The organism is Altericroceibacterium endophyticum (genome assembly GCF_009827595.1).
GTDB classification, from domain to species: Bacteria; Pseudomonadota; Alphaproteobacteria; order Sphingomonadales; family Sphingomonadaceae; genus Altericroceibacterium; species Altericroceibacterium endophyticum.
Window position 1 is genome coordinate 459,655 of the sequence record NZ_WTYT01000002.1, and the last position, 22,564, is coordinate 482,218.

A 22,564-nucleotide genomic window follows, 5' to 3' on the forward strand; every position below is an offset into this window, starting at 1 on the left:
TGACTTGCCTGAACGACCGCTCTGCGGAGAGAGCGAGCGCCGTGATCTCATTTTCAGGCGCTCGTCCCATGTCCGTCCCCTGAGGACTTAGCTGGGGTGTGGCCTTCGTGGGCCGAATGATCCTGCGAGGCGGGATCGCTCTGGGGAGCATCTGTCTGACCTTCGGTCGCGCTGGGTTGGGCGGCCTGGCCGTGGCCCATGTGGCCATGGTCCATTTGTCCGTGGTCCATTGCGCCATGCTGCATCTGGCTGTGATCCATGTTCGCATGGTCCATGTGGCCGTGTTCTATCATCTGGCAGGTCATCGTGCCGTCTTCGCCGCGCATCATCATGCCCTGCATCCGCTCGCCGTTGTGCATCATTTCGCACATCTGCGGCTGTTCGGCTTCAGCAGGTGTATCTTGGTCTTGCGCTGCAAGCGGTCCAGCAAACATGCTTGTTGCAGCCAGTGCCACAATCAATCGCTTCATGGTCATTCTCCTTCGGTTCTATTCGTAACTGGCAAACACGCTGCGGCCGGCGCTGCCGAAAGCGATCACCTGGTAGGGTTGCGTGCGATCACCCATCTCCATCCCAGGCGAGCCGATCGGCATTCCGGGAACCGCGAGACCTTCAACGCCCTCCGGTCGCTCGCGCAGGAGGCGGGCAATATCCGGCGCCGGGACGTGACCTTCGATGACATATCCATCGACCATCATGGTGTGACATGACCGCAAATCGACCGGCACACCTTCGCGGTCCTTGATCGCGCCCATGTCCGATCGCTCTTCCACTGCGATCTCTGCCTGCATGCCCGCATGGACATGATCGGCCCACTCTTCGCAGCACCCGCAATTCGGATCACGGAACATCGAGTAGCTCGCCGCTTGGGCAGCATTGGAGCAGGCCGCGAGCGCCATCAGCAGGACAGGGGCCATTGATCGACGCAGTGATATGATGGGTGAAAGTGTCATGGGAAGTATCTCCAGTTCTATTCAGCGCAGGCCGAGGTGGTTGGGGCCGAACACCATTTCTCCGCCGAGGTAACCCTGGACGACGATAGCGACCGCAAGAACGAGCAGGACCACCCGGAGCGCGGTTCTGCGTTCGCTTCGGAACGCGAGCCATGTGGCTAGTATCGCCAGTGCGGCGATCGCGGTCCCGTTCCAGCGGTGTAGGCCAAGTGTCTCTGATCGGTCGGAAAGCCGCCAGCCTCCCGCAGTCCATCCCAAGAGCGCAGCGACTACGGCACCGGCCGCGCCACCGGCAACGAGGAAGCGAGAGGTCACCTCCAGGCCAGTGGAGGGGCGCGCCAGCAACATGAGTTCGGCGATTGCTGCGGCCAGCAACAATGCGATCGGGAAATGCGCGGCGACCGGGTGGAGCCGCCCAAGCACGTCGCTCGCAGACGTGGCGCGGTTTTCTGCAATTGCCAGTTCCATCGCCTGCTCCGGCGTCAGACTCGCCTCGGCTGGCGCAACTGCAGGAGCGTCTTCGCCATCGTGCTGGCCCAGCATGTCGGTATCGGGATGATCGTCTCCGGCATGGTGATCCGCATCAGCGTCGTGCCCCATCTCCATCTGCACCATTTCGGCATCAGTCATGTCCTGCTGATGTTCTTCGTGGGCACTGACAGGAGTTGCCAATGCAATCGAGAGGCCAATTGCCATTACAGGCAGGAGCAGTCGTCGGAATCGTGCGATCATGTTTGCCATCCATTGGCCAGGCGAGATAACCAGTCCTACGAATGACGAGCCGCCAACCCTCAAGAAAAATTGAGGGGCGCTGCGCGAGCATGCGTATGTCTGGGCAAACACGGAAAGAATTGCATATGCACCATGACGATCATCTGGACAGGGCGCTCAAGTCCCTCGGCAATGTCGCAGCGCCCTCGTTGTCGGGCGACTTCATGGATGGCGTGTGGCTGCGAGCCGGGCAGATGGAGCAGGCTGCGGGCCAGCGCCGCCGCCTGGCGCTGATGGCTGGCATGGCATTTATCGGGCTGGGAACGGGAATAGGCATAGTGCAGGCTCCTGCCTCGGCCGAGCCTGCCAGCTATCAATTGATTGACGGGGCCGATCTCTCCCCGTCTGCACTTCTTCATGTCGAACCATGAAGTTCGGCATTCTCCAGATCATGGCCGGTGTTCTGCTGGCGATAGCTGCCGGTTGCATCGGCGCGTTCGCAGCGGGTGAGTGGCGTGACGGCGAACAAGGCCAGGGATTGCATGCCTTTGTCCACGACAAGCTCGATCTCGATGCGGAGCAATCCGCGGCGCTTGAACAGCTGGAAGCCGACTTCGCCATCGAACGCCGACAGCTGGAGCTTTCCCTGCGTGCGGAGAATGCGCAGCTCGCAGCCGCGATGGATGAGGAGCACGAATACGGACCGCAAGTCTCCGTGGCGATCGACAACGTCCACGCCGCAATGGGTGACTTGCAGAAAGCGACAGTGCGCCATGTCTTTGCCATGCGCGACTTGCTGACTGAAGAGCAGCGGGCTCAATTCGACAGGCAGGTCTCGGCATCCCTCACCGGCGAAACCGGCGAATGAACGGCGGTGGTCAAAGAGACGCAGCCCGCTGAACACGATCTGGTAGAGCAGGTCCAGACTGGCAGCCGGTCGGCCTTTGATCGGCTGGTCACGCCACTCGTCCCGCAATTGCTTACGCTTGCGCGCCGCATGCTGGGTTCGGCGAGCGAAGCCGAAGATGCCGTGCAGTCCGCTTTGGCATCTGTCTGGGTGGCACGCGCGAAACTCGATCCTGAACGTCCCCCGGTAGCCTTCCTGACCACGGTAACCCTGAACAAATGTCGCGATGCCCTGCGGCGGCGCAAGGCAGCTCGCTTCTTTGGGTTCGCCGGCAACGATTTCGATCTCGACCTTGCCGCCGATGAGCCCGATGCCGGAGTTATCGCAGCAGATCGCCAGGCTTTGGAAAGGGTCCAGCAGGCGATGGAACGCCTCCCTGTCAGGTTGCGCGAAGCACTGGTGCTGGTGAGCATGGAGGGCATGTCCCAGCGCGAAGCGGCGGAGGTGCTTGGGGTTACAGAAAAGGCGGTCGAGACCCGTGTCTACCGTGCGCGAGCGCGCTTGCGGGAGAAATTCGACGGATTCTGAGGGGTGTTTGCAAAGGCTGCGTAACACTTGGCATGAGCACGAACCCGATAAGCATCGATCGCCGCAAATTCCTCTCTGCCAGTGCAGGTGCAGCAAGCCTGATTGGCCTTGGCCATTCAATACCGGCCTGGGCGACCGGCAGTCACGCAGGGGCGCTGGCTCACAAAGGCAGCGATGTGCTGTCCGGCGAACACCTGACCATGACCGTTGCCGATGCCCGGTTCGCCACCGGCAATCGCCGCGGCCCTGCTGTGACCGTCAACGGCTCGGTGCCAGGTCCGCTGGTGCGGCTGCGCGAGGGGCAGAACCTCGTCGTCGACCTTCTCAATGAAAGCTCGATGGGCACATCTATTCATTGGCATGGCTTACTCGTCCCGTTCCTGATGGATGGAGTGCCGGGTGTGACCATGGCGGCAGTCGAACCGGGCGAAAGCTTCCGCTATGAATTTCCCGTCCGCCAGGCGGGCACCTACTGGTGGCATGCCCATACCTTGCAGGAACCGATGGGGCATTACGGCCCGATCATCATCGATCCGGCTGGTGGCGATACGCACCAAGTGGACCGTGATTACGTGGTCATGTTGTCGGACTGGTCGCCGATGGACCCGCACGAAGTCATGCGGAAGCTCAAGGTCGGCGAAGCACCCTTCAATTACCAGAAAACGACAGCAACCGACGATTACCCGCTGTCAGGCGAGGATCGTCGCATGTGGGCGCGGATGCGGATGATGCCGACGGACATCTCCGACGTTTCTGCCCCGCTCTACAGCTACCTGATCAACGGGCATGGCCCTGAAGACGGGCTTGAGTTCGCTTTCCGGTCGGGCGAGCGGGTTCGTCTGCGCTTCATAAACGGATCGGCCATGACCTTCTTCAATGTCCGCATCCCCGGTCTGCCGATGACGGTGATCTCTGCCGACGGGCAGGATGTGCGGCCGGTCGAAGTGGATGAGTTCCAGATCGGCAACGCCGAAACCTACGACGTGATCGTGGAGCCTGCCGGCGATGCCGCTTTCGCCATTGTTGCCGAGGCAATGGATCGGTCCGGCATGGGAATCGCTATGTTGGCGAGCCAGCCCGGCGCGCAGGCGGAGGTGCCGCCGCTGCGCGACCCGCCACTGCTGACCATGGCCGACATGGGCATGAGCCATGGATCTTCCGGCGCAGCCATGGATCACGGCGCGATGGATCATGGCGCTTCGTCCGGGGGCGAGGCGATGGGTGCCATGAACATGCGCGATACCTCGCTGCTACCACCCAGCGTTGCGGTGGGGCCAGGTGTGGACATGGTTTCCATGAACCCGGTAGATCGCATGGGTGACCCCGGCATCGGGCTCGACAATGTCGGCCACCGGGTTCTCAATTATCGTCAGCTGATAGCAGCCAACATGAACCGCGACATGCGGCAGCCGACCCGGCTCAAGGAGATTCACCTCACCGGCAACATGGAGCGTTACATGTGGTCGTTCGACGGTCAGAAATTCTCTGCCGTGGCCGATGATCCGATCCGTTTCGCCTTCAACGAGCGGGTGCGCGTGAAGCTCGTGAACGACACAATGATGGCGCACCCGATCCATCTGCACGGTCACTTCTTCGAATTGGTGAACGATGCCCCGCACGGTTACCAGCCGCTGAAGCATACCCTGGTCGTCCAGCCGGGGGGCAGCGCCCAGTTCGACCTGACGGCGAACGAGCCGGGCGACTGGGCGTTCCACTGTCACCTGATTTACCACATGCACAACGGCATGTTCCAGGTGGTCACCGTTCGACCTCTGCAAGGAGGAGAAGGCTGATGCGCAAGACCACGCTGTTGTGCCTGCCCCTTGTTGCCCTGTCGCAGGTGGCTGTGGCGCAGGACCACGACCATTCCAGCCCCAATTCCGCCGAGGTCACCGCTCCGGTTGAAGAGGAGAGTGCCGACGATCCGCACGCCGGGCATCAGGCGATGGATCACTCCGCAATGGATCACGGTGCAGCGCGGGACAGTGCAGAGATACCGCGAGGTCCACCGCCTCCCGAAGCCTTCTCAGGGCCGCTCTTTGCTGCGGATGCCTTTGTCGGCGAAGAAGAAATGGCCGCGTCGCGCGCGGCGGTCGCTCGTGAGATCAGTGGCCTGCCAGTCTTCTGGTTCCAGGCCGATCGCGCCGAGTATCGGGCGCGGGGCGGTCAGGATGCCTACCTGTGGGATGTGCAAGGCTATTACGGCGGTGACCTCGACAAGTTCTGGTTCAAGAGCGAAGGTGAGGGCAACTTCGGCGGTGAACTTGAAAGCGCCGAGGTGCAAGGGCTGTGGAGCCATGCGATCGGTCCTTGGTGGGATCTACAGGCAGGCGTTCGTCAGGACCTCACCGGACCGGAGCGCACCCATGCAGTGGTCGGCATCCAGGGACTGGCACCCTACCTTTTCGAGGTCGATGCTGCCGCTTTCCTCTCGACTGAGGGCGACATCACGGCACGTATCGAAGCCGAACTTGACCAGCGCATTACCCAGCGCCTGATCCTGCAACCTCGCGCCGAGTTGAACCTGGCCGCGCAAGACATACCCGAACTGGGTGTCGGTGCCGGGCTCGACAGCGCCGAACTCGGCTTGCGCTTGCGTTACGAATTTACGCGGCAGTTTGCGCCCTACGTCGGGATCGAGCAGGAATGGAAGGTTGGCGGCAGTGCAGACTATGCGCGAGCAGCTGGTGAAGATCCGAGCGTGACCAACTTTGTATTCGGTGTTCGCTTCTGGTTTTGAAATCAGCTGAAATCCGACGCAAATCACCTGCATCGGCACGCCATTCTGGTTTCTCCTCCATTTCAGCCCTTAAAAGCCTCTGCTGTGATGTCCGCTTTCAGCTAACCTGCAATGATGCTTTGATGACCACTATTGGGGCGCGAAGCCGACCAGACCCGTGGCGCTTAAAGGTCCGGATTTGGGACCGGCGCAATGACCGTGATTGGGGTCGAAACCGTTATTGCCCCTGCTCCTCATCAGTATGCGAATAGCCGCCAGAAGTTTGCGGCCACACATCTTCAGGAATTTCCTCGAACACGGTTTTGCCAGAGGCATACCGCCGCCCGAGCGTCTCGATAAACCCGTCGTAGCGCTTGCGCCCCTTGATCTGCGCCGCTGCCTGATCTTCTTCAGGCAACGGCGGCGTTACCGCGAGCCAGAACCGGACAAACAGCGCCAGCGTTTCGATCGTAAGCCCTGTGTTGCGCTCTAACCTCTGTATCTGCCGCGAGAGCCGATCGAGCCGGCGGGCGAACGCTGCTTCCAGCCGATCTGACCCGTCAGGCGACATATAGGAAGTTACTGCCGCCTCGATTATTGCCGAGCGAGAGATGCGCTTGCGGATCGCCAGTTCGCTGACCTGTTTCGCAAGTGCGGGCGGAAAATAGACGTTGAGCCGGGTTCGCATCACAATCTCCTACAGATCAATGCCGTCGTCGGGATTGAGCGAGGCCTGCCGCGCCAGCCCTTGCATCCGTCGCCGCTGGGCCGATGCGCGCACTACCTCATCAGGATCGTCGTTGACGATCACGAACTCATCGGTTGGCGAGGCTTCCTCTTGCTTGCTCGCGATATCGACATGCTCGGGCAGTTCCGGTTCGCGGCGTAGCCCGCCATTGGCGGCATCTTCGGCAGGGCGGACAATGCGGGCGAATTGCTCTGGATCGGCCATAACCTGTCGCCCGGTCCAGTCGTCGGATCGGACCGACGCTCTCGACAGTGCCGGTGCGTCCATGATCCTCTCTGCTAAGCGCCGATCCCTGAAGTAGCGCGCCTTCTTCGCCCGGATCGGCGGCACGCCCGCGACCATCACGATCTCGTCGTCGGGCGGTAATTGCATCACCTCGCCGGGCGTCAGCAACTGGCGCCCGGTCTCCTGCCGGGAAACCATCAAGTGCCCGAGCCAGGGCGACAGCCGATGACCGGCATAGTTCTTCATCGCCCGCATCTCGGTCGCCGTGCCGAGCGCGTCGGACACGCGCTTGGCGGTACGCTCGTCGTTCGTCGCAAAGCTCACCCGGACATGGCAGTTGTCGAGGATCGCGTTGTTCGGCCCGTAGGCCTTCTCGATCTGATTAAGCGACTGCGCGATCAGGAAGGCCTTCAATCCGTAGCCCGCCATGAACGCCAGCGCGGACTCGAAGAAGTCGAGCCGGCCGAGCGCGGGAAATTCATCCAGCATCAGCAGTACGCGATGGCGGTTCGCTTTCGGGATCAATTCCTCGGTCAGTCGGCGACCGATCTGGTTGAGGATGAGGCGGATGAGCGGCTTGGTGCGCGAGATGTCGCTGGGCGGCACAACGAGATAGAGCGTCGCCGGATGTTCTCCCTCGACCAGATCCGATATGCGCCATTCGCACGCGCGCGTAACCCGCGCCACGACTGGATCGCGGTAAAGCCCCAGGAACGACATGGCGGTGCTGAGCACGCCCGATCGCTCATTATCGGACTTGTTCAGCAATTCGCGCGCAGCGCTGGCGACGACGGGATGGACACCGACCTCGCCCAGATGCGGCGTCGCCAACATAGCCGCCAGCGTTTGCTCGATCGTGCGCGTCGGATCGGAGAGGAACGACGCCACGCCGGCGAGCGTCTTGTCCGGTTCCGCATAAAGGACATGCAGGATCGCACCGACCAGCAACGAGTGCGATGTCTTCTCCCAATGGTTCCGGCGCTCGAGACTGCCCTCGGGATCGACCAGCACGTCGGCGACATTCTGCACGTCGCGCACCTCCCACTGACCGCGCCGCACTTCGAGCAGCGGATTGTAGGCGGCGGAGGCCGCGTTGGTCGGATCGAACAGCAGCACCCGCCCGTGGCGCGACCTGAAACCGGCGGTGAGTTGCCAGTTCTCACCCTTGATGTCGTGGACGATCGCCGAGCCGGGCCAAGTCAGTAGCGAGGGAATTACCAGTCCTACGCCCTTGCCCGAACGCGTCGGCGCGAAGCACAGCACATGTTCGGGACCGTCATGGCGCAGATAGTCGCGGCCGAGCTGGCCCAGCACCACGCCGTCGCCGCCAAGAAGGCCTGCGTCACGCACTTCGCGCTCGCTGGCCCAGCGCGCCGAGCCGTAGGTTTCGGCGTTCTTCATCTCCCGGGCGCGCCAGACCGACATGGCGATGGCAACGGCGATCGATGCAAACCCGCCTGAAGCGGCGATGTAGGCGCCAGTGAGGAATATCTTGGGCGCATAGGCATCGAACGAAAACCACCACCAGAAAAAGGCGGGCGGCGGATAGATTGGCCTCCCGAACGCCACGAACCACGGCGATCCAAGCTCGGGTTGATAGGCGAGCGCCGCAGCGGTCCATTGGGTCGCGCCCCAGACTCCAGCGAGCACGATCAGGAAGACGATGATCACCTGACCCCAGAGAATTTTCGTGGCGGACATGGACGCCTCCTTTTCCCGGTTACCGACTTAGGCCGCGCTTGCGGCCCAGCATGAGATCGAGGCTGCCGCTGCTGCGCACCACGCCCGATATCTCGCGGCCAAGCTGACGCTCGATACCGCTCGACCAGGGGACCAGTTGGAAGCCGAGACCGTCGTCGATCATCGCGAAACGGCCCGAGGCGAGCGCGAGCCGCCGGCGCACCACACCGGTGACCTTTGCGCCAGCTTGCGTTGGGCGGTAGGCGAGCCCGGTCTCGCCCGCGATCTTCCCGCCGACGCTGTCCAACTCGCGCTTGCGCAGCCTGTCGAGCAAACCGCGCTCGAAGACGGTCCGCTCGCCGAAGCGCCGCGCCAGCCCCTCGCTCACGAGATGATCGGTGCGCGCGTCCATTGCCCGGCGCACTTCTGCGCCGAACCCGGCATCGGCAATGTCGGCGCCGCGCTCGATCAGCCGGTGATCGAGCCAAGTCGCGCCGGGCGCCTTGACCTGTGCCGCAAGATCGAGATCGGAGCGCGTGGCGAGGAAAGCTATGGACTTATTGCCATCCCGCGTTGCGACCGCGCGCAATTCGACGATGCCGCCTGAGTTCGGGCTGTGCTCCAGCGCCTCGATGCCGGGCAGTCGGACATGATGCGTGCGCCCGTCCGTGCCGTCGATCACGGCATAGGCGCTGCCGGTCAGTTCGTCGTGCAGCCCCTTGTCGATCAATCGACCGGCGATCGGCTTTTCGGGAGCGCCGCTCAGGACCGCATAGCTCTCGAGCGACCGTTCTTGACCATGTTCCTTGAGCGCCTTGCCGACGGTGCGGATAATATCGCCGCGCGTGCCCAATTCTCGCAGCTTGGCTTGCGCGCCCTCCGCCACCGCCCATTGGCCGGGCTCGCCCTCGGCTGCGAGCCCCATCGTCTCCAGATGCTGCAGGCGACCGATCATCAATCGGCGTAGTCGCGGGTCGTCCGGGCCTGCCCGCTCCGGGCGCAGGTCAATCACGCCAAGCTCGTCCGCTGCGCGCGCGATCTCGGTATCGAGGCGTGTCCAACGCTCGGCGGAGACTTCGCGGTCGAGGGCGCGCTGCACTTCGTGCTCACGCTTTGGCCCGAGCTCGGCGAGCGCAAGTTCCTCGGCGCGCGAGCGCAGGCCATGTCCGATATAGTCGCGCGCGATGACGAGATCCTCGCCGCGCTCGTTGACGCCGCGCACCAGCAAATGGACGTGCGGATTATCGGTATTCCAGTGATCGACCGCGACCCAATCGAGCGGTGTGCCGAGATCAGCTTCCATCTGGCGCGCGAGGTCGCGGGTATACTCACGAAGGTCTGTCAGCTCGGCCGCGTCTTCGGGCGAGACGATGATGCGGAAATGATGCCGGTCATCTTGGCACCGCTTGGCGAAACCGCGATCGTTAGCGTTGTCGCCGTCGGCATCAAACAAGCCCGCGGATGAGCCATCGCGCGTGACGCCCTCGCGCTTCAAATAGGCGATGTGCGCGGTAAGCGGGGCCATGCGCCGCCCGCCGATCCGATGGCGCACCGGCAGCGCCTTCACCAGCACACGCCGGCCCGAAGCGAACAGACGGCCGCGCGCGAAAGAAGTTCGGCCCTTGCCAAAGCTCGACTGTCCACGCCGAGGCGATCCGCCCCAGCCTTTGCGCTTCGTCCCGCCATGCAGCGCGGCGACGCGCAGAACCTCGGCGACCAGCCCCCGCGAATTGCGGCCTTGCGCCTTGCCGCGCTTTGCCTTGCCTGGCCGGACGCGAAACTCGCTGTCCTCGCTCATGACCGAGGCGCTTTCCGCCAAAAACGCCCGATGGTGCCATTCGAACCGTTGAAATCTTTGCCTTTTCCCTTCCGAGCGACACGCTCGCCGACCGACGCACCCGCATGAAGCCAAGCAAAAGCAATGGTTTGGCAGCGAAACGGGGCGCGCCTTGTATCTTGCAATCGTCTCCCACCCCGTTTTCCAGCTCCTCCTCCCTTCTGCACAGGTGGAGATATGATGACGCAGACAGCCGGGATCATTGCGGTCGGCCCGTGCCAGCGTGCGGGACGAAGAGCGTGTCCGTCGGCGCGGGTGATTGCAGCGCCGACGCGTCATCGTGGACGGTTTGCGCACGCTCAGACTGCATATCGCGAGCACCGTCAGATGCAGCGACCATGCCGGTCGGCGGCGGCGTGGGAGACAGTCCGGCGGTGCTCGCAGTCCGAACGAATAGCCCGGCGCGGCGCCAGGCATGCGGATCGGCAGGCGTCGCAGCGACTACCCGAACGGCGCTCGAATAGTCCGATATCGACGTTAGCCTTGTAAGATATGCATGCGTCTCCGCGGGCAGCGGGCGGCCGCGCGATAGGAACTGATCGTAGCGACCCGGCCCCGCGTTATAGGCCGCCAGCATCGCGGTCACATTGCCATAGCGGTCGTACATCGCGCGCAAATAGGCTGCGCCCGCCATGATGTTATCACGCGGGTCGAACGGATCGGACCCGAGACGATGGCGCGCGCGCAGCTGTGCCCAGGTGCTGGGCATAATCTGCATCAGACCCATAGCCCCGGCATGCGATATGGCGGTGCGCCTACCAGCGGACTCGACGCGCATCACCGCCCATATCCACGCTTCCGGGATGCCGAAGCGATCCGCAGCTTCTGCGACCTGGCCCGCATAGGGGCGGCTCGCGGCAACGCTGTTCGCAGGCACGTCCTGCGCCAGGACGGTGCCGGGCGAAGCGAAGCCAGCGAGCAGAAGGATGGCAGGGAATAGATGGCGCGACAGCACGGTCTCAGTCCTGTTCGCGGCGCGGCTGCGGCCGGTTCCAGCGCAGCACCCATGAGCTTTCGTCGCCCTCGTTCCGGAACAGCGCCGCGCGCAAGGGCTGCGCAAAGGCGGGATCGTCGATGCGCAGCGAGACATAGTCGCCGGCACGCTCGCCGGTCTCGTTCCAGCCCGCCCCGATCTCCGGCCCTTCGGCATCGGAACCGCGATGGACGCGCCAGTCGGGCGCTTTCTCGGCATCGTTGCGTTCGGCCGCAATGAGCGAGATACGAAGGTCGAGCGTTGCCGTCTCGATTATACCTTCATAGCCATTGTCGGTGCGGATGAAGTTGCCGATCTGCATGGGAATGTCCTTTCGTTGGGTGGATCGGTTGCCGGATCAGGGGTTGCCCGAGCGCCATTCGAACGGAGCGCCAAGAGCATCGCGGGTGAGGATCGGACGCGCACGACCGAGTACGGTGGACGCATCCAACGGGCCGAAATAGCGACCGTCGAAACTGTCCGGATGGGCAGGATTGAGGAGAAAAATTTCGACATCGCGTAGCGTGCGGCAGCCCTGCCAGACCGGCAGCGGACGCCCGAGCCGGTCACTGGAAAGTGCGGTTGCGACTGGGCGTGCATCGATACTGACGATGTTGCCGATACGGCAGATACGGGCGCCGGACTTGGCGACGACGTGCTTCAGCAGCGGTACATGCTCGCCGAGATAGCCGTGTTCAGTCATCCAGCGCGCGAGCTGCTCGGGCGGCGCGACCGCGACCAGCGAACCAACTGGCGGATCGCTATCCGGCGTGACGCGATAGAACCCGATCGGAACGCTGGCGCTGGCGTTCCAGATGACGCGCGGCAGTGGATCGGTGATCGCAATGGCGGTATAGCCGGCAGCGAACAGCGATGCGGCGATCGCCGTCGCAAATATGTAGAACCGGCGGGTCATCCCTCGGCCTTCCGCCGCTTGAGCCAGGCGTAGTGGCGTTCCAGCGTATAGGCTCGCGGCTCCTGTCCGGCGGTGATCCGGTTGTGGACATGACGCCAATGGTCGGGCGCGGCGTCGCACGGATCGACGCCCGCCGCATCGGTTGTATCAATGGCGGCAAGCACCTTTGAAACCTTCGGCCAGCCTTGGACGGAGAGCAGAATCTCGCCGCCGGGACGGACGAACGGCAGCGTCGTGAACGGCTCGTTCGCGGCGACCGCCCGCACCACATCAATGCGCGACATGATCGTTCCGTAATCGTTGGCCGCCCAGCGGACGAACGCGAAGATCGCGTGCGCACGGAAGCTGACGATACGCCGACGGCGATCGATGATCCGGTCATTTGCCACGCGGCCGAAGCGGATCCAGTGCTCGATCCGCTTCTCGATCCAGGTCAGTTCGACATGCGTCAGACCGTCGGGATTGAGCTTTTGAAGGCTCACTGGCGCGCGGGTCATTTGCGGCTCCGGGCGAATGCCGAGCCTTCGCGTGGCAGGAGATCGTCCTGTCCGGGATCGCTGGTCGAATGCTTGATGCCGAGATCAGCCCAGGCTTGGAGATCGTCGACCGAATAGATCACCCGCCCGCCGATCCGGCGATATGCGGGACCGGTTCCGAAATAGCGGTGCTTTTCGAGCGTGCGACCGGATAGGCCGAGGAAGCGTGCGGCTTCAGGCGTTCTCAGATAGCGGGGCGGAAGGTTCGTCGTATCGGCCAAGGTCGTGCTCCTGCGGTCATGGGCGGCAGGGGACGTTTGTGGCGGATCGCGAGCGGCGCGATGGAGTATGAATATCTGCGATGGCACCGATGTGACCACCCATAGGGACGATGCGTTCAGCGAATTTGCAGCAGCTTGCGATAATCGCCGTTCATCATAACGGTGGCATCGCGCACGAGCCGGATGACAAAGGATCGCCCCGCTGAGACTTTCCATTCTGTGGCAGGCAGTTTCGCATCGTTCTCACGCCCCAGCGCGACCGCGATCTCGCGATAGGTCGCGCCCGCCTCGCGCAAATCGAGCGCCCGCAGCATCAGATCGAGCCGCGCCAGCCGGTAGGCGCTGAGCGGCCATCCGCGCGGCGGCGGTCCCGGTTCCTTGTCGAAGAGGCGGCGATGGAAGCGCAACAGGCTCGTCATCCTTGTGACGAAATCCTTGTCGAGCGGAACGATCGCAGCGAGAGGTTTGCCCGGCGTCGGATCGCGCAGCCACAGCCAGTGATCACCGGCGTCGTCGGCAACGATGACATGGCGGCCGTCTACGCCGGCGTCGTCGACAAGCAGTGCTCCAAGCGCATGCGGATCGATCCTTTTGGCGCTGTCGAAGCCTTCCGGCGCTGTCTCCAGGATGACGGTGACGGCGGTCAGCTCCGGGCGCCAGACAATCGTCCTGTCGAGGTCATCCGGCGCATAGGCGAAAGGACAACCCCCATCGCCGGGCGAAGGCCGCCTCGGCGGCTTCCTCGGCGACGGCGCCGCGCGCGATACGTTGTCGCATCCGCGCGTGCTCGGATCGGTATTGTCGATTGCGTTTCAGAAACTCGGCGGCAAGTTCTGCGCGACCCCGCGCCGGGGACTTGCTTGCCTCGCGTCGCTGCGATGATCTCGACATGGCATCCTCCTGACCGCCTTTGATTCGGTCTTGGAACCGCAGCGTGGCCTTCATAGATGTGAGCGGACAGCGCCGAGTCCGCACCAAGCGATGCGCGGACGGACCGATGATTTGCCCAAATTCGGACGAAGAGTTAACGCTTTAGTGCGTCCTGGCGGCCCAGAAGATGCGCATATCCGACCTCGGTCATCCACCGCGCACGGGCGAGATGGCTGGCATGCATTTGTTCAGCCCGTGCTGGTTCGGCAGTCGGGTCGATCTCGAAGAGAACTACGACAGTTTCGCGCCAGTCGGCCCCTTCATCCTCGGCATCGAGCAGACGGAGATAGTCGGTAAGGTGGTCGTTGTCATAAGGTGTCAGAACCGGTGCATCGGGCGCCTGATCGTCAAATCTGCATTTGGTCATGGAGCCCGCCGGTCGCAAAAAAATGTGGTAACCATAATAGAGCAAATGCCGTGCTGGACTATGCGCAACTGCTGCATCGCTGCATGCAAGGCATGCAGTAAAGCGCGGCCCATTTTTTGGGCAATCGCATGGCACTATGCGATAAATAGCGATCTGTTGATGCGGTTATTCATAAAGCCAACCGCCGATCCTAACGAGTCGTTGTAGAGAATACTCCGTGGCGGAATACTCCACAAGCATGGCCTTTCGGCTGCATGGATATCCGCGAGGTCTTGGCTGGCAATCTGAAGCGTTATCGCAAGGCGGCGGGTCTGTCGCAGGAGGAACTTGCGCATCGGGCCGACATCGACCGGACCTATATCAGCTCGCTCGAACGCTGCATCTATGCGGCCGGGATCGATGTGGTCGATCGCTTGGCGCGCGAATTGGGGGTGGAGGCCGCCGATCTATTGAAGCGCCCAAAACGCGATGAAGGTGCGTAGGGCGCAATAGAAAGACGACGAACAGCCCCGCCCGGGCGTACCCGGGCGGGGTGTCGGTTCGGCTCAGTCACCGTTGCGGCGACCGTTCGGGCGGGACCAGATGAGCGAGTAGCTCTCACTGCCTTCGTCGTCGAAGAGGTTGGCGTAGATAGGAGCGGTGAAGCTCGGATCGTCGAGTTTGAGACCGAGATAGTCGCGGCCTTCGTTCGAGCGCTTCTCCCAGGCAGCGCCGATCTCCGCCTTGCCGGCGAACACCCGGTGTGAAGGGGCGTTCTCGCTGGCGCGCGTTTCTTCGGGAACGATCCGGACGTTCTTCGCCTGGACTGAGAGGGTGACGATCTCGCCGGAGAATTCTTCGCCCGCCTTCTTGAAGGTTCCGATGGTAGCCATGTTCAATTCCTTTTCCGTCTTTGCGAGCCGCGGACTTGCGGTCTCAACGGGTGATCGAAAGGCCGGGATGGGCGTCGCCGCACCCAGGTCGGGGTCCCCAGAAAGTACTACTTTCTGGGGTGGGCGTAGGGCCGAAGCGCAGCGGAGGATGGCGGAAAGCGGCTTTCTTGAATCGCGAGGAATGACCGAAGGTCAGGGGAAGAAAGTTGCCGATCCGCCGTTGCGGTTAGACGACCGAGGCGCAGCCGTCCCGGGCAGATCAGACCCGTGAAGAGATCGCAGTCAGTGGCGTGCTGACGGACGTGGGAAATGGCGACCAGATAACAGGCGTCGGGCCGAGAAAACATGCGAGTAAAATCGGTCAGCGTACGGCGTTTTTGCGTTCTGGGCGCTATCGTGGAAGCCCAAACCGAGCATCGGCACCTTCATCGTGGTTTGGCTGCAAAGTTGGACGATCCGGAACGGCAGACTTTAGGCCGCTGCTTGCGGATAGCTGCCCTTCGTTGTGGTTTGTCCGATGGCAGCTACACGCCCCAATCTGAGCCATTTCGGCGATTGGTGCTTCCACCTGATAGAAGCGGTTCGCCTGGGCTCACGGCCCCGAAATTAACGAGACACTATTGGCTGCGCAGGAGCGCGCGGATCGACCGAGAGGTCCAATCGATCCTGGCTCTTTCATTTTTCAGGTAGCTTGAACGCACGCGCGGCTGGATCATCCGAGAAATAGAGGACGATATGGTCGTCGTCTTCGTCTATGTCGCGCGGGGCCATTTCGGCACGACTGATGGTCAGCCCCCTGCTCAGCCAGTGCTCAAATATATTCTTCGATCCCGACCTGTCGAGTTGCCGCCTGAACAGCTCCTCCGTTATCCTGCCTGCGAGAAGATCGAGCAGCATACGCGCGGGGAACTCGACACGAAGGTCGTCGAGACCCTTGGTGCTTTTGATGGTCATGCCGAGATATTGCCCTCGCCCTTTAGGTGAAAACGCGCCTTGCCTGAACAATGACCGGGCCTGATAGCCTTCATAGTGCGGGTCCGGCAGCCCGTTGAAGCGTCTGTGGAGCTTCAGGAAGCGCCGAAGAGCCGCAATACGTCACGGTCCAGCGTCGGGGTTTACGGTCAGAAAGGCCATTGAAGCCGCAACTCGACGATTCCTTGTAAGGTGAGAACGCCACCACCGCGTCCACGTCCTTGCCGTAGGTGGTCATGAAATGCGCGATGATCTGCGAGCCGGACACGCGGCGATTGGTCCAGTCATGTTCGCCGAACTGGCCGATACGCCGCAGCAGCGTCGATCCTACGTCTGCGACGAAGATCATTCGCAATGTACCGGGCGCTGCCGCCTTCAATTGACGCTTCTTTCGGCGCAACAAATCGTAGAGCGGATTATCGTCCACCGAATGGGTTTCGGGCGGCATGCTCGAATGGATGTTGTGGTAGCGTGTTTGCCGATACGCTTTGCGCTCAATCTCGACATCAAGACCTGTACTCTGAAGACGAAGCCGTTCACGTTCAGAGCGGCCCGACGACACCCAATCCTGGACCGTCTTGCTCAACGCCTCGGGGAGCACGAAGTCCTTGGGTGCAAGGCGTCGGCGGATATATTGCCCCGCCAGATAGCCGCTTTCCTCGCGAAAGGTGAAATAGAGGAAATTGCCAACACCCTTTTCAGCACGGTCAGCCGCCGCACTAACTTGCAAAGCGATGGCATCCATTGCTTCTTCGCCGGAAATGGCATTGTCGTTGGTGGCCGCGATTTCGATGGCAACGGTGCGGCCGGGCACCAAGGTGTCGGTAATGGCATCGGGACGCTTGGAATCCCCCCACCATTCCGGCTCGACTTCCAAATCACCAAGCGAATGAATGGCCCATAGGAGTGCAAGCTCCATCTCGGCTGGAAGCGCTTGCTCGACATTTTTTGGATGGTTCAAACGGCCAAGAATGTCCTTACCTTTGCCCTCCACCAATACGGGAGCAAGCTGGTCCAGCATTGATTGCAAGCGCCGTCGCGCAAAGATCGTCATGCGCGAATCCCGCTCATCCGGCAGGCATTTCTTCCGGCTCCCGCTCGGAAGAGGCTTTCCGCTGACGGCCGCGTAATTTTGCGCGCTCGGTCGGCAAGCGCGGCTGGAGGTCGAGGCCGCGCACAATCAACTGCAAGCTGCCGCCCATTTCCTGCTCGATCCGAGCGGCTTCTTCATTCAACATGGCGATGAGCCCGGCTAAGTCTAATGCCGCGCCAGTCTCGGGGTGCAGCCACGTGCGGGCAGAATTAACGGTGATGAGCAAACAGCCTGCGCGGCTGTTTTCCGCTGCCATGTATTTGACCACGAGCTGGTCTTTGATCGTGGCTTTCAGGTCGGCGGCGGAGCGGTCCTTCTCGCCAATCTTCAACTCGATGATCGCCTCATGTATCGAGCCGGTAGAGCGCAGGCGGATGTCGGTTTCTTTCTCATCTGCCGTCACCGCCTCCTGATCGACCGTATAAGCACCGTTGGCATTGGTGCGCAGTTCGCGGGCGATCTGCTGGCGCATGATTTTCTCGTCATTGATGAGCGCCCAAGCTGCACGGGGCGAATCATCACGCAGCAACGCATCGTCCATGTCGTCCAAGCGATCGGTCAGAAGGGCGAACAACTCATCACGCGTCAGCGGTGGCAGTTCGCCATAACGATCGAGCGCTACGATGTCGGACTCGGTGAAGGCGGCTGCGTCCGCCTCCTCGGCTGCCCGTTCGCGAGCCATGGCCAACGCCCGGTCTTTGAAGTCGGCAAAGAGCGGATCGTCGGCCAATCTGAGTTTGATTGCCCAACCTTCAGCCCCGGTGGTCGACAAAAGCGCATTGACGATATTGCTACGCCCACGTTCGGCGTGATCGCGGGCGTTGGGCGAAAAGCTGCCCTCCTCCCGCACAATATCGTCGGAGGGGCGGATATACTGGTAGGCAAGGCGTGCGAGCCGAAGCAGCAAATCCGGGGTGAAGCCGGACGCCGAAAGATAAGTTTCCCCATCACCATGTCGGTCGCCAAAAAGCGAACTAAACCAATCCGTTGCCGGACCCAATTTTGCTGGTGCATGTGGCTTTACGGTTTTCTCAAGCGCATCGATGCCATCTGCCGCGTCGAGCCGCATCAGAACCGGCAACCAAATGCTGTTCACCGCATCTTTTGCGCCCTCCGCCAGTTCAGTCTTCGCGAGCGTATGGATGTGCGCCGTGATGTCGGAGTCGCCATGCTGCACGAGGATTTGAACCACTTGGCGAAGCCGGTTCGCGCGGGCCGTTTCATCCTCGTTGTGCTCAAGCCGCCATTTGCCCGCATCTAGCCATGTACGAAGGCGTGGCACGAAAAGGCGTGCGACGGTGGGGGCACCGTATTGAATGTCTTGCAGCATGCCGGAATGGCCCACCGCTTGCTCGTCAAGTTCCGCCGTCAGTTCCGCTCCCAGCACGGTGTCGACCGCGGCGGGATGCACGGTGGCAAATCCTTCAAGCCAGGCGGGAAAACCGTTCAGCTCGATGGACACGTAGCGCAGGGCCAATTCGGCCTCGTCTTGACTGAGCTTTTCCGCCCACTGAGGATCTTCGGCCTCGGCGTAGATCCCTGCGAGGCCAAGCTGCCACCGGGTCAGGTATGTGCCTTTTTCTTCCTCAGGGCGTTCGCTTCGCAGGGTCGGACGGTCTTTGCGCCAGAATGCCATGACCGCGAGGCGCAATCGGTCAGCAACCTCCTTGCCAAAATGCCGCTCGATGAAGCGCCGGTTCCAGCCGGAGGCCCGGCTTTCCTCGCCGTTGCGCTCCATCGCGCGCCAGAGATTCCAAGCGGTGTTCTGGGAACGGTCGGCGGCAAACACCGCCTCAGGGTCATTGACGATTTCGCACCAGAACATCACCCAACTGGCATGGGCTTTCGCGTCGCGGCGTTCCTCCTGTTTCTGCCGTTTCGCATCTTCTCGTTGCCAGCGCAGCTCTTCGGGATCGGGCTTTCGCGGCTGCGCAAGCTGATCGAGGCGTTCAACCAGGTCGGGTAGATCATCAACACGTGGTTTCAACGATGCTAGGTGGTCGGTCCATTCAACATTGTCTTCGCGGATGCGGATGGCTGCTTCGAGCATCATCGCGCGATCGTCGGCGGAGCGGCCGCGATCGGCGAGCGACGCGAGAACCCAACCAGCATCGACGGCACCTAGATGTAACGCTGCCCTATGAAACGCCAAACGGGCATAGCGTTTGAAGGGGTCCGTTTGTGGCTGATACGCTTGTAGGAACGTGTCTTCGGCCTCGAACATGAGGCGCCGGGCATCAGGCGGCAAGCTAGGAAGGGCTGCCTCTAACTGCTTCGCGGGCTCGGTGTGATCATATTCGCGTTCTGCCAGTCGTAACGCAATCGCGGTGGAGCGCATCACTTCCGGGGTGGTGGTGCCGTTTTGAATCTGGCGAAGGCAGGTGGTAGCCAACGCTGGCAATAGGAACTGACGTTTGCTGGCGAGACGGGGCCATTGCTTCTCATTCCAGGCAATGCCTTCCACCGCCAGTTCCGTAAGCCCATGACGCAAAGCATCCAGCGCATCCGGCGATAGATCGACATGCTCGATCAGACGCGGGAGATTCCATGAAATGTCGCCAACGGAGCGCTTCTTCTCCGTGATCCGGGTGAGCACCTTGCAGAGGAGTTTTACGGAGAGATGAGCCGGGAATAGCCGCAGCAGCGCAGCGCGTGAGAGACGGTTTGGCCAAATCGGCCCATTTTGGGCCAAGCTGTTGCTGATTGTAGCAAGGCGGGCATCGTTCAAATGGATGAGCGCGTCGAGTGCATCAATCCGCTCGCCCTCGGGCGCGGTGGCATCGACCGCGATACCGTAAACAATATCCGCGCAATCGGCCATCTTTCCGAGGCCGATCAGGTTCAGTAGAATTTCGCGGATTTCGTGGTTCTCGATGCCACCTTCCCAAAGGTGCTGGACCTCCGGTCCTAGGTCGGCGGCCGCAAAGCGATGAAGCTGGACGCTGGGCACACGCAATCCCCGCCAGCCGCCAGCGCTATGGCGTTCAACATAGGCACGTAGTGCTCGCTGCCGTTGCGCAGGCGAGAGCGATTCAGGGTCACCGAAATTCAGGAGAACGTCCGGCTCGCGTCGCAGCACTTCTTCAAAAATGGCATCGTCGCGGAAAGCCATCCACGCAGCAACCGGACGTAGCGATGGCTTTACCACCTCGTCGCCTTGTGTCGTCGTCGTAAACAGAATGCGCTTGATCGACCGGACGGGCACACCCTGTTCTCGCAAGGCAAGAAGATGCTCGGCGGCCAGATATTCGATCACCGAGCGGTGATGGAAACGCACCCGACCGTAAGAAGCAAAGCCGAAAAGTGAGCGCTCCAGCAACGTCGTGCGTTCGTCCTGCGTCCAGTCATGCAGGATGGATGAAGGATCGAGCGGCGCGTCGGCCGGATCTCCTTCGCGGTCGGCCTCAGCGCTATGGCGCAAGGTAAGCTTGCGGCTCAAGCTAGCCGCTAGAGCAAGACGTCGTGCTCCTTCCAATGCCTTGTCGGCAGACAAAGCAGCCTTTTCTCTGCCATCTTGGCGCGGTTTCAACTTCACGGCGATGTTGCTCGCCACCTGATCGCGATGCGAGCGAATGCGGCGATGCTCTCGCCAATCGGCGCATAGTTCGATCAGGTCCTGTGGGCGGCGAACAAACTCCTCGGCGTTGCGCTGCCGGATGTCGGTGAGCAACGCATCGGGATCTTCCACGCCTTCCTTGATCGCCATTTGCTTGATCTGAGCAGTCGAGAGAGGCAGCAGGGCAACGTTGCGCCAATCTCGCGCAATCTGTTCCTCGGAAGATTTCTGCGCTCGGCGCGCCATGGCGCTATTCGCGAACTCCTCGCTGGTCGCGGCTTCGTCCGGTTCATCCGGCACCGGCAAAATCTGACGGAAGATTTGCTCATCGACGGGAATGGGGCGGGATGTGATAATCACGCGGACCCGGCCGAGCTGCCCGGCAACCGCCTTGGCCAACCGCTTCAATGCCTGCTCGAATGAGCCGAGGCTAAGCTTCAGCTCGTCGATGGAATCGAGAAAGAACGTCGCGACATCCGATTGGGACGCATGCCAAGCAACGAAGCGGATTTCTTCATCGTGCGAGAGGAGTTCGCGCAGGTTGTTGCGCGCAAGGTCTGCCAGCTCAACATAAAAAGCAGGTTCACCGGCAGCCCAAAGCACCTGCTGCTGCGTTCGGCATTCATAGGTTTTGCCCGCGCCTGCTTCGGAAATGATTAGGATACGTTTGGATTTTAACAGGTCAGCCCAATTCGAGCCCTTGTGCCAGCCCAAATCCAAGAGGAAGGCAGTTTGCTCGGCCTCAGTGATCTTATCGTCAGGAATGTCCTGAAAGCTGCGCTCGATGTCGTTGGTCTCGGATTCTGTTGCCATAGAGTTCTTCTCTTGCTCAGATAGAACATAATGCCAACACAGGATTCAGGCTATACCTGAATGGACCTAAAGTAGGTTTGCAGGCGACGTCTGACTGATATTTTCGGTGACGGCGGTCGAATGTCCGCTCTTTACGATTTTTCGCCGGGAGCTGACTGACAGCAAACGGCCCAGTTTCGGAGGCCTGGCATCACCTGAATTAGCATCCGCCTTTTTGGGGAGCCAGCCCCCGGGCCTGAACGCCGGCCGATAGGTCAGTCTAGCTGCCCAGGGAAGTTCTTGCGGCGGCCAGCCTCCAGATTGCGCACCATGTTGTCAACGCCAATCGTGTAGAATTCAGCGACACTGATGGCGGCGCTCTCCTTCAGCTTCCACTGGTGCTCGGCGATCACCCCGATCACGGCGTTCACCAGTGCGATAACGTCGTCCGCTTCGAGCGAATAGTCGACGTAGATACGCGCCGGCTCCTTAAAATAGCGCTTGTCGAGATGAGCAAAAAACTTGTCGCGGCGTCCCATGATTGCATTGATCGTGTTGCGCCGCGATTCCAACTCATTGAATTGTTTCTCCAGGACCTCGACCGGTTGCTGCCCGGATTTCCACGTGATGTTCGCTTGGTTCTTCATGCAAAAGTCAAGGAACGCGAACAAGCTGCCCTCTGCTCGGCGCGGTTCCTCCAGCAGTCGCGCCGTTGCAAGATACAGATCGGTTTCAACTGCGAAGATCAGGGGATGGAGGACCGGTTCGATCTTCCAGAGTCGGTCCCCATGCATGCGGTGCTGTCGGAGAAGCTCGCGATAGATTGCCAGCTTGGGCACGAGGCCCGGCGGCTCCGTGCCTTGGATAAGCGTGACATAGCGGGCAAGCCGCTCTTCATAGTTCGCCTGAATTTGGGCTTTCACGGTCTCTCCTATCGCCCGCCAGTGAGCGCTTTTCACAGATGAACAGACGGCGGCTTGGGGAAAGCAGAATCTACCCCGTGAATGTCAGCTATGTTGGCGGAATCC

General features: G+C 61.5%; 25 protein-coding genes. 6 read left to right on the forward strand and 19 right to left on the reverse strand.

Annotation, left to right across the window (positions count from 1 at the left end; all coding sequences use genetic code 11):
• Window positions 1–53 precede the first annotated feature (53 nt).
• Genes GRI91_RS15865 through GRI91_RS06140 form a run of 3 tightly spaced genes read right to left on the reverse strand, consistent with a single transcriptional unit; the run spans window position 54 to window position 1,685 of the window.
• On the reverse strand, window positions 54–470 hold the full coding sequence (locus tag GRI91_RS15865; RefSeq protein WP_202385477.1) for a hypothetical protein: 417 nt from the start codon (window positions 468–470) through the stop codon (window positions 54–56).
• Window positions 471–488: 18 nt separating this feature from the next.
• On the reverse strand, window positions 489–953 hold the full coding sequence (locus GRI91_RS06135; protein WP_237437688.1) for a DUF411 domain-containing protein: 465 nt from the start codon (window positions 951–953) through the stop codon (window positions 489–491).
• 21 nt (window positions 954–974) lie between these two features.
• Window positions 975–1,685 carry a DUF2231 domain-containing protein gene (locus GRI91_RS06140; RefSeq protein ID WP_160735733.1) on the reverse strand — a complete coding sequence of 237 codons (711 nt, stop codon included), beginning with the start codon at window positions 1,683–1,685 and terminating at the stop codon, window positions 975–977.
• A 125-nt stretch (window positions 1,686–1,810) separates the two neighbouring features.
• Here GRI91_RS06140 and GRI91_RS06145 point away from each other — a divergent pair, with 125 nt between their 5' ends.
• Genes GRI91_RS06145 through GRI91_RS06165 form a run of 5 tightly spaced genes read left to right on the forward strand, consistent with a single transcriptional unit; the run spans window position 1,811 to window position 5,839 of the window.
• The gene (locus GRI91_RS06145; RefSeq protein WP_237437689.1) at window positions 1,811–2,095 is read left to right on the forward strand and encodes a hypothetical protein; all 285 of its coding nucleotides are present in this window, start codon (window positions 1,811–1,813) and stop codon (window positions 2,093–2,095) included.
• Window positions 2,092–2,532 carry a Spy/CpxP family protein refolding chaperone gene (locus GRI91_RS06150; RefSeq protein WP_119593153.1) on the forward strand — a complete coding sequence of 147 codons (441 nt, stop codon included), beginning with the start codon at window positions 2,092–2,094 and terminating at the stop codon, window positions 2,530–2,532. The genes GRI91_RS06145 and GRI91_RS06150 overlap by 4 nt, the downstream gene beginning before the upstream one ends.
• A gap of 6 nt (window positions 2,533–2,538) precedes the next feature.
• A complete protein-coding gene (locus tag GRI91_RS06155; RefSeq protein ID WP_160735734.1) occupies window positions 2,539–3,099 on the forward strand; it encodes a sigma-70 family RNA polymerase sigma factor in 561 nt (186 codons plus the stop codon).
• Between the two features lie 32 nt (window positions 3,100–3,131).
• Window positions 3,132–4,892 carry a copper resistance system multicopper oxidase gene (locus GRI91_RS06160; RefSeq protein ID WP_160735735.1) on the forward strand — a complete coding sequence of 587 codons (1,761 nt, stop codon included), beginning with the start codon at window positions 3,132–3,134 and terminating at the stop codon, window positions 4,890–4,892.
• Complete coding sequence (locus GRI91_RS06165; protein WP_202385478.1) at window positions 4,892–5,839, forward strand: copper resistance protein B; 948 nt, start codon at window positions 4,892–4,894, stop codon at window positions 5,837–5,839. Before GRI91_RS06160 ends, GRI91_RS06165 begins: the two co-directional genes overlap by 1 nt.
• Before the next feature lie 217 nt (window positions 5,840–6,056).
• Here GRI91_RS06165 and GRI91_RS06170 read toward each other — a convergent pair whose 3' ends face one another.
• From GRI91_RS06170 to GRI91_RS06215, 11 genes are all read right to left on the reverse strand, one after another.
• Complete coding sequence (locus GRI91_RS06170) at window positions 6,057–6,506, reverse strand: ribbon-helix-helix domain-containing protein (RefSeq protein WP_160735736.1); 450 nt, start codon at window positions 6,504–6,506, stop codon at window positions 6,057–6,059.
• Window positions 6,507–6,515: 9 nt separating this feature from the next.
• The gene (locus tag GRI91_RS06175; RefSeq protein ID WP_160735737.1) at window positions 6,516–8,492 is read right to left on the reverse strand and encodes a conjugal transfer protein TraG; all 1,977 of its coding nucleotides are present in this window, start codon (window positions 8,490–8,492) and stop codon (window positions 6,516–6,518) included.
• 19 nt (window positions 8,493–8,511) lie between these two features.
• Window positions 8,512–10,269, reverse strand: coding sequence for a relaxase/mobilization nuclease domain-containing protein (locus GRI91_RS06180; protein ID WP_160735738.1), 1,758 nt, complete (start codon window positions 10,267–10,269; stop codon window positions 8,512–8,514).
• A 238-nt stretch (window positions 10,270–10,507) separates the two neighbouring features.
• A complete protein-coding gene (locus GRI91_RS06185; RefSeq protein WP_160735739.1) occupies window positions 10,508–11,263 on the reverse strand; it encodes a lytic transglycosylase domain-containing protein in 756 nt (251 codons plus the stop codon).
• A gap of 4 nt (window positions 11,264–11,267) precedes the next feature.
• Window positions 11,268–11,603, reverse strand: a complete 336-nt coding sequence (locus GRI91_RS06190) for a DUF736 domain-containing protein (RefSeq protein WP_160735740.1) — start codon at window positions 11,601–11,603, stop codon at window positions 11,268–11,270.
• Between the two features lie 36 nt (window positions 11,604–11,639).
• Window positions 11,640–12,197: a S26 family signal peptidase gene (locus GRI91_RS06195; protein ID WP_160735741.1), complete on the reverse strand. Its 558-nt coding sequence runs from the start codon at window positions 12,195–12,197 to the stop codon at window positions 11,640–11,642.
• Entirely contained in the window at window positions 12,194–12,694 is a 501-nt protein-coding gene (locus GRI91_RS06200; protein ID WP_160735742.1) for a DUF2840 domain-containing protein, read from the reverse strand. The genes GRI91_RS06195 and GRI91_RS06200 overlap by 4 nt, the downstream gene beginning before the upstream one ends.
• Complete coding sequence (locus GRI91_RS06205; protein WP_160735743.1) at window positions 12,691–12,954, reverse strand: helix-turn-helix transcriptional regulator; 264 nt, start codon at window positions 12,952–12,954, stop codon at window positions 12,691–12,693. Before GRI91_RS06205 ends, GRI91_RS06200 begins: the two co-directional genes overlap by 4 nt.
• A gap of 116 nt (window positions 12,955–13,070) precedes the next feature.
• Complete coding sequence (locus GRI91_RS06210) at window positions 13,071–13,619, reverse strand: DUF2285 domain-containing protein (RefSeq protein ID WP_337190333.1); 549 nt, start codon at window positions 13,617–13,619, stop codon at window positions 13,071–13,073.
• 13 nt (window positions 13,620–13,632) lie between these two features.
• Complete coding sequence (locus GRI91_RS16030) at window positions 13,633–13,899, reverse strand: transcriptional regulator domain-containing protein (protein ID WP_337190331.1); 267 nt, start codon at window positions 13,897–13,899, stop codon at window positions 13,633–13,635.
• A 79-nt stretch (window positions 13,900–13,978) separates the two neighbouring features.
• Complete coding sequence (locus tag GRI91_RS06215) at window positions 13,979–14,251, reverse strand: DNA -binding domain-containing protein (RefSeq protein ID WP_160735744.1); 273 nt, start codon at window positions 14,249–14,251, stop codon at window positions 13,979–13,981.
• 254 nt (window positions 14,252–14,505) lie between these two features.
• On the opposite strand from GRI91_RS06215, the gene GRI91_RS06220 reads away from it, so the two are divergent.
• Window positions 14,506–14,733, forward strand: a complete 228-nt coding sequence (locus GRI91_RS06220; protein WP_160735745.1) for a helix-turn-helix domain-containing protein — start codon at window positions 14,506–14,508, stop codon at window positions 14,731–14,733.
• Window positions 14,734–14,796: 63 nt separating this feature from the next.
• Here GRI91_RS06220 and GRI91_RS06225 read toward each other — a convergent pair whose 3' ends face one another.
• From GRI91_RS06225 to GRI91_RS06245, 5 genes are all read right to left on the reverse strand, one after another.
• Complete coding sequence (locus tag GRI91_RS06225) at window positions 14,797–15,123, reverse strand: DUF736 domain-containing protein (RefSeq protein WP_160735746.1); 327 nt, start codon at window positions 15,121–15,123, stop codon at window positions 14,797–14,799.
• Window positions 15,124–15,798: 675 nt separating this feature from the next.
• Entirely contained in the window at window positions 15,799–16,077 is a 279-nt protein-coding gene (locus GRI91_RS06230) for a hypothetical protein (protein ID WP_160735747.1), read from the reverse strand.
• Between the two features lie 70 nt (window positions 16,078–16,147).
• Window positions 16,148–17,149 carry a hypothetical protein gene (locus tag GRI91_RS06235; protein WP_160735748.1) on the reverse strand — a complete coding sequence of 334 codons (1,002 nt, stop codon included), beginning with the start codon at window positions 17,147–17,149 and terminating at the stop codon, window positions 16,148–16,150.
• A gap of 13 nt (window positions 17,150–17,162) precedes the next feature.
• The gene (locus tag GRI91_RS06240; RefSeq protein WP_202385480.1) at window positions 17,163–21,557 is read right to left on the reverse strand and encodes an NACHT domain-containing protein; all 4,395 of its coding nucleotides are present in this window, start codon (window positions 21,555–21,557) and stop codon (window positions 17,163–17,165) included.
• Between the two features lie 254 nt (window positions 21,558–21,811).
• Entirely contained in the window at window positions 21,812–22,459 is a 648-nt protein-coding gene (locus GRI91_RS06245) for an AbiU2 domain-containing protein (protein ID WP_160735749.1), read from the reverse strand.
• Window positions 22,460–22,564: the final 105 nt, after the last annotated feature.

What these genes read in the sequence shown, in the direction of transcription:
- GRI91_RS15865 (WP_202385477.1), bottom strand. Translation starts at nt 470, where the DNA reads ATGAAGCGATTGATTGTGGCACTGGCTGCAACAAGCATGTTTGCTGGA.
- GRI91_RS06135 (WP_237437688.1), bottom strand. Translation starts at nt 953, where the DNA reads ATGACACTTTCACCCATCATATCACTGCGTCGATCAATGGCCCCTGTC.
- GRI91_RS06140 (WP_160735733.1), bottom strand. Translation starts at nt 1,685, where the DNA reads ATGATCGCACGATTCCGACGACTGCTCCTGCCTGTAATGGCAATTGGC.
- GRI91_RS06145 (WP_237437689.1), top strand. Translation starts at nt 1,811, where the DNA reads ATGCACCATGACGATCATCTGGACAGGGCGCTCAAGTCCCTCGGCAAT.
- GRI91_RS06150 (WP_119593153.1), top strand. Translation starts at nt 2,092, where the DNA reads ATGAAGTTCGGCATTCTCCAGATCATGGCCGGTGTTCTGCTGGCGATA.
- GRI91_RS06160 (WP_160735735.1), top strand. Translation starts at nt 3,132, where the DNA reads ATGAGCACGAACCCGATAAGCATCGATCGCCGCAAATTCCTCTCTGCC.
- GRI91_RS06165 (WP_202385478.1), top strand. Translation starts at nt 4,892, where the DNA reads ATGCGCAAGACCACGCTGTTGTGCCTGCCCCTTGTTGCCCTGTCGCAG.
- GRI91_RS06170 (WP_160735736.1), bottom strand. Translation starts at nt 6,506, where the DNA reads ATGCGAACCCGGCTCAACGTCTATTTTCCGCCCGCACTTGCGAAACAG.
- GRI91_RS06175 (WP_160735737.1), bottom strand. Translation starts at nt 8,492, where the DNA reads ATGTCCGCCACGAAAATTCTCTGGGGTCAGGTGATCATCGTCTTCCTG.
- GRI91_RS06180 (WP_160735738.1), bottom strand. Translation starts at nt 10,269, where the DNA reads ATGAGCGAGGACAGCGAGTTTCGCGTCCGGCCAGGCAAGGCAAAGCGC.
- GRI91_RS06190 (WP_160735740.1), bottom strand. Translation starts at nt 11,603, where the DNA reads ATGCAGATCGGCAACTTCATCCGCACCGACAATGGCTATGAAGGTATA.
- GRI91_RS06195 (WP_160735741.1), bottom strand. Translation starts at nt 12,197, where the DNA reads ATGACCCGCCGGTTCTACATATTTGCGACGGCGATCGCCGCATCGCTG.
- GRI91_RS06200 (WP_160735742.1), bottom strand. Translation starts at nt 12,694, where the DNA reads ATGACCCGCGCGCCAGTGAGCCTTCAAAAGCTCAATCCCGACGGTCTG.
- GRI91_RS16030 (WP_337190331.1), bottom strand. Translation starts at nt 13,899, where the DNA reads ATGAAGGCCACGCTGCGGTTCCAAGACCGAATCAAAGGCGGTCAGGAG.
- GRI91_RS06215 (WP_160735744.1), bottom strand. Translation starts at nt 14,251, where the DNA reads ATGACCAAATGCAGATTTGACGATCAGGCGCCCGATGCACCGGTTCTG.
- GRI91_RS06220 (WP_160735745.1), top strand. Translation starts at nt 14,506, where the DNA reads ATGGATATCCGCGAGGTCTTGGCTGGCAATCTGAAGCGTTATCGCAAG.
- GRI91_RS06225 (WP_160735746.1), bottom strand. Translation starts at nt 15,123, where the DNA reads ATGGCTACCATCGGAACCTTCAAGAAGGCGGGCGAAGAATTCTCCGGC.
- GRI91_RS06230 (WP_160735747.1), bottom strand. Translation starts at nt 16,077, where the DNA reads ATGACCATCAAAAGCACCAAGGGTCTCGACGACCTTCGTGTCGAGTTC.
- GRI91_RS06235 (WP_160735748.1), bottom strand. Translation starts at nt 17,149, where the DNA reads ATGACGATCTTTGCGCGACGGCGCTTGCAATCAATGCTGGACCAGCTT.
- GRI91_RS06240 (WP_202385480.1), bottom strand. Translation starts at nt 21,557, where the DNA reads ATGGCAACAGAATCCGAGACCAACGACATCGAGCGCAGCTTTCAGGAC.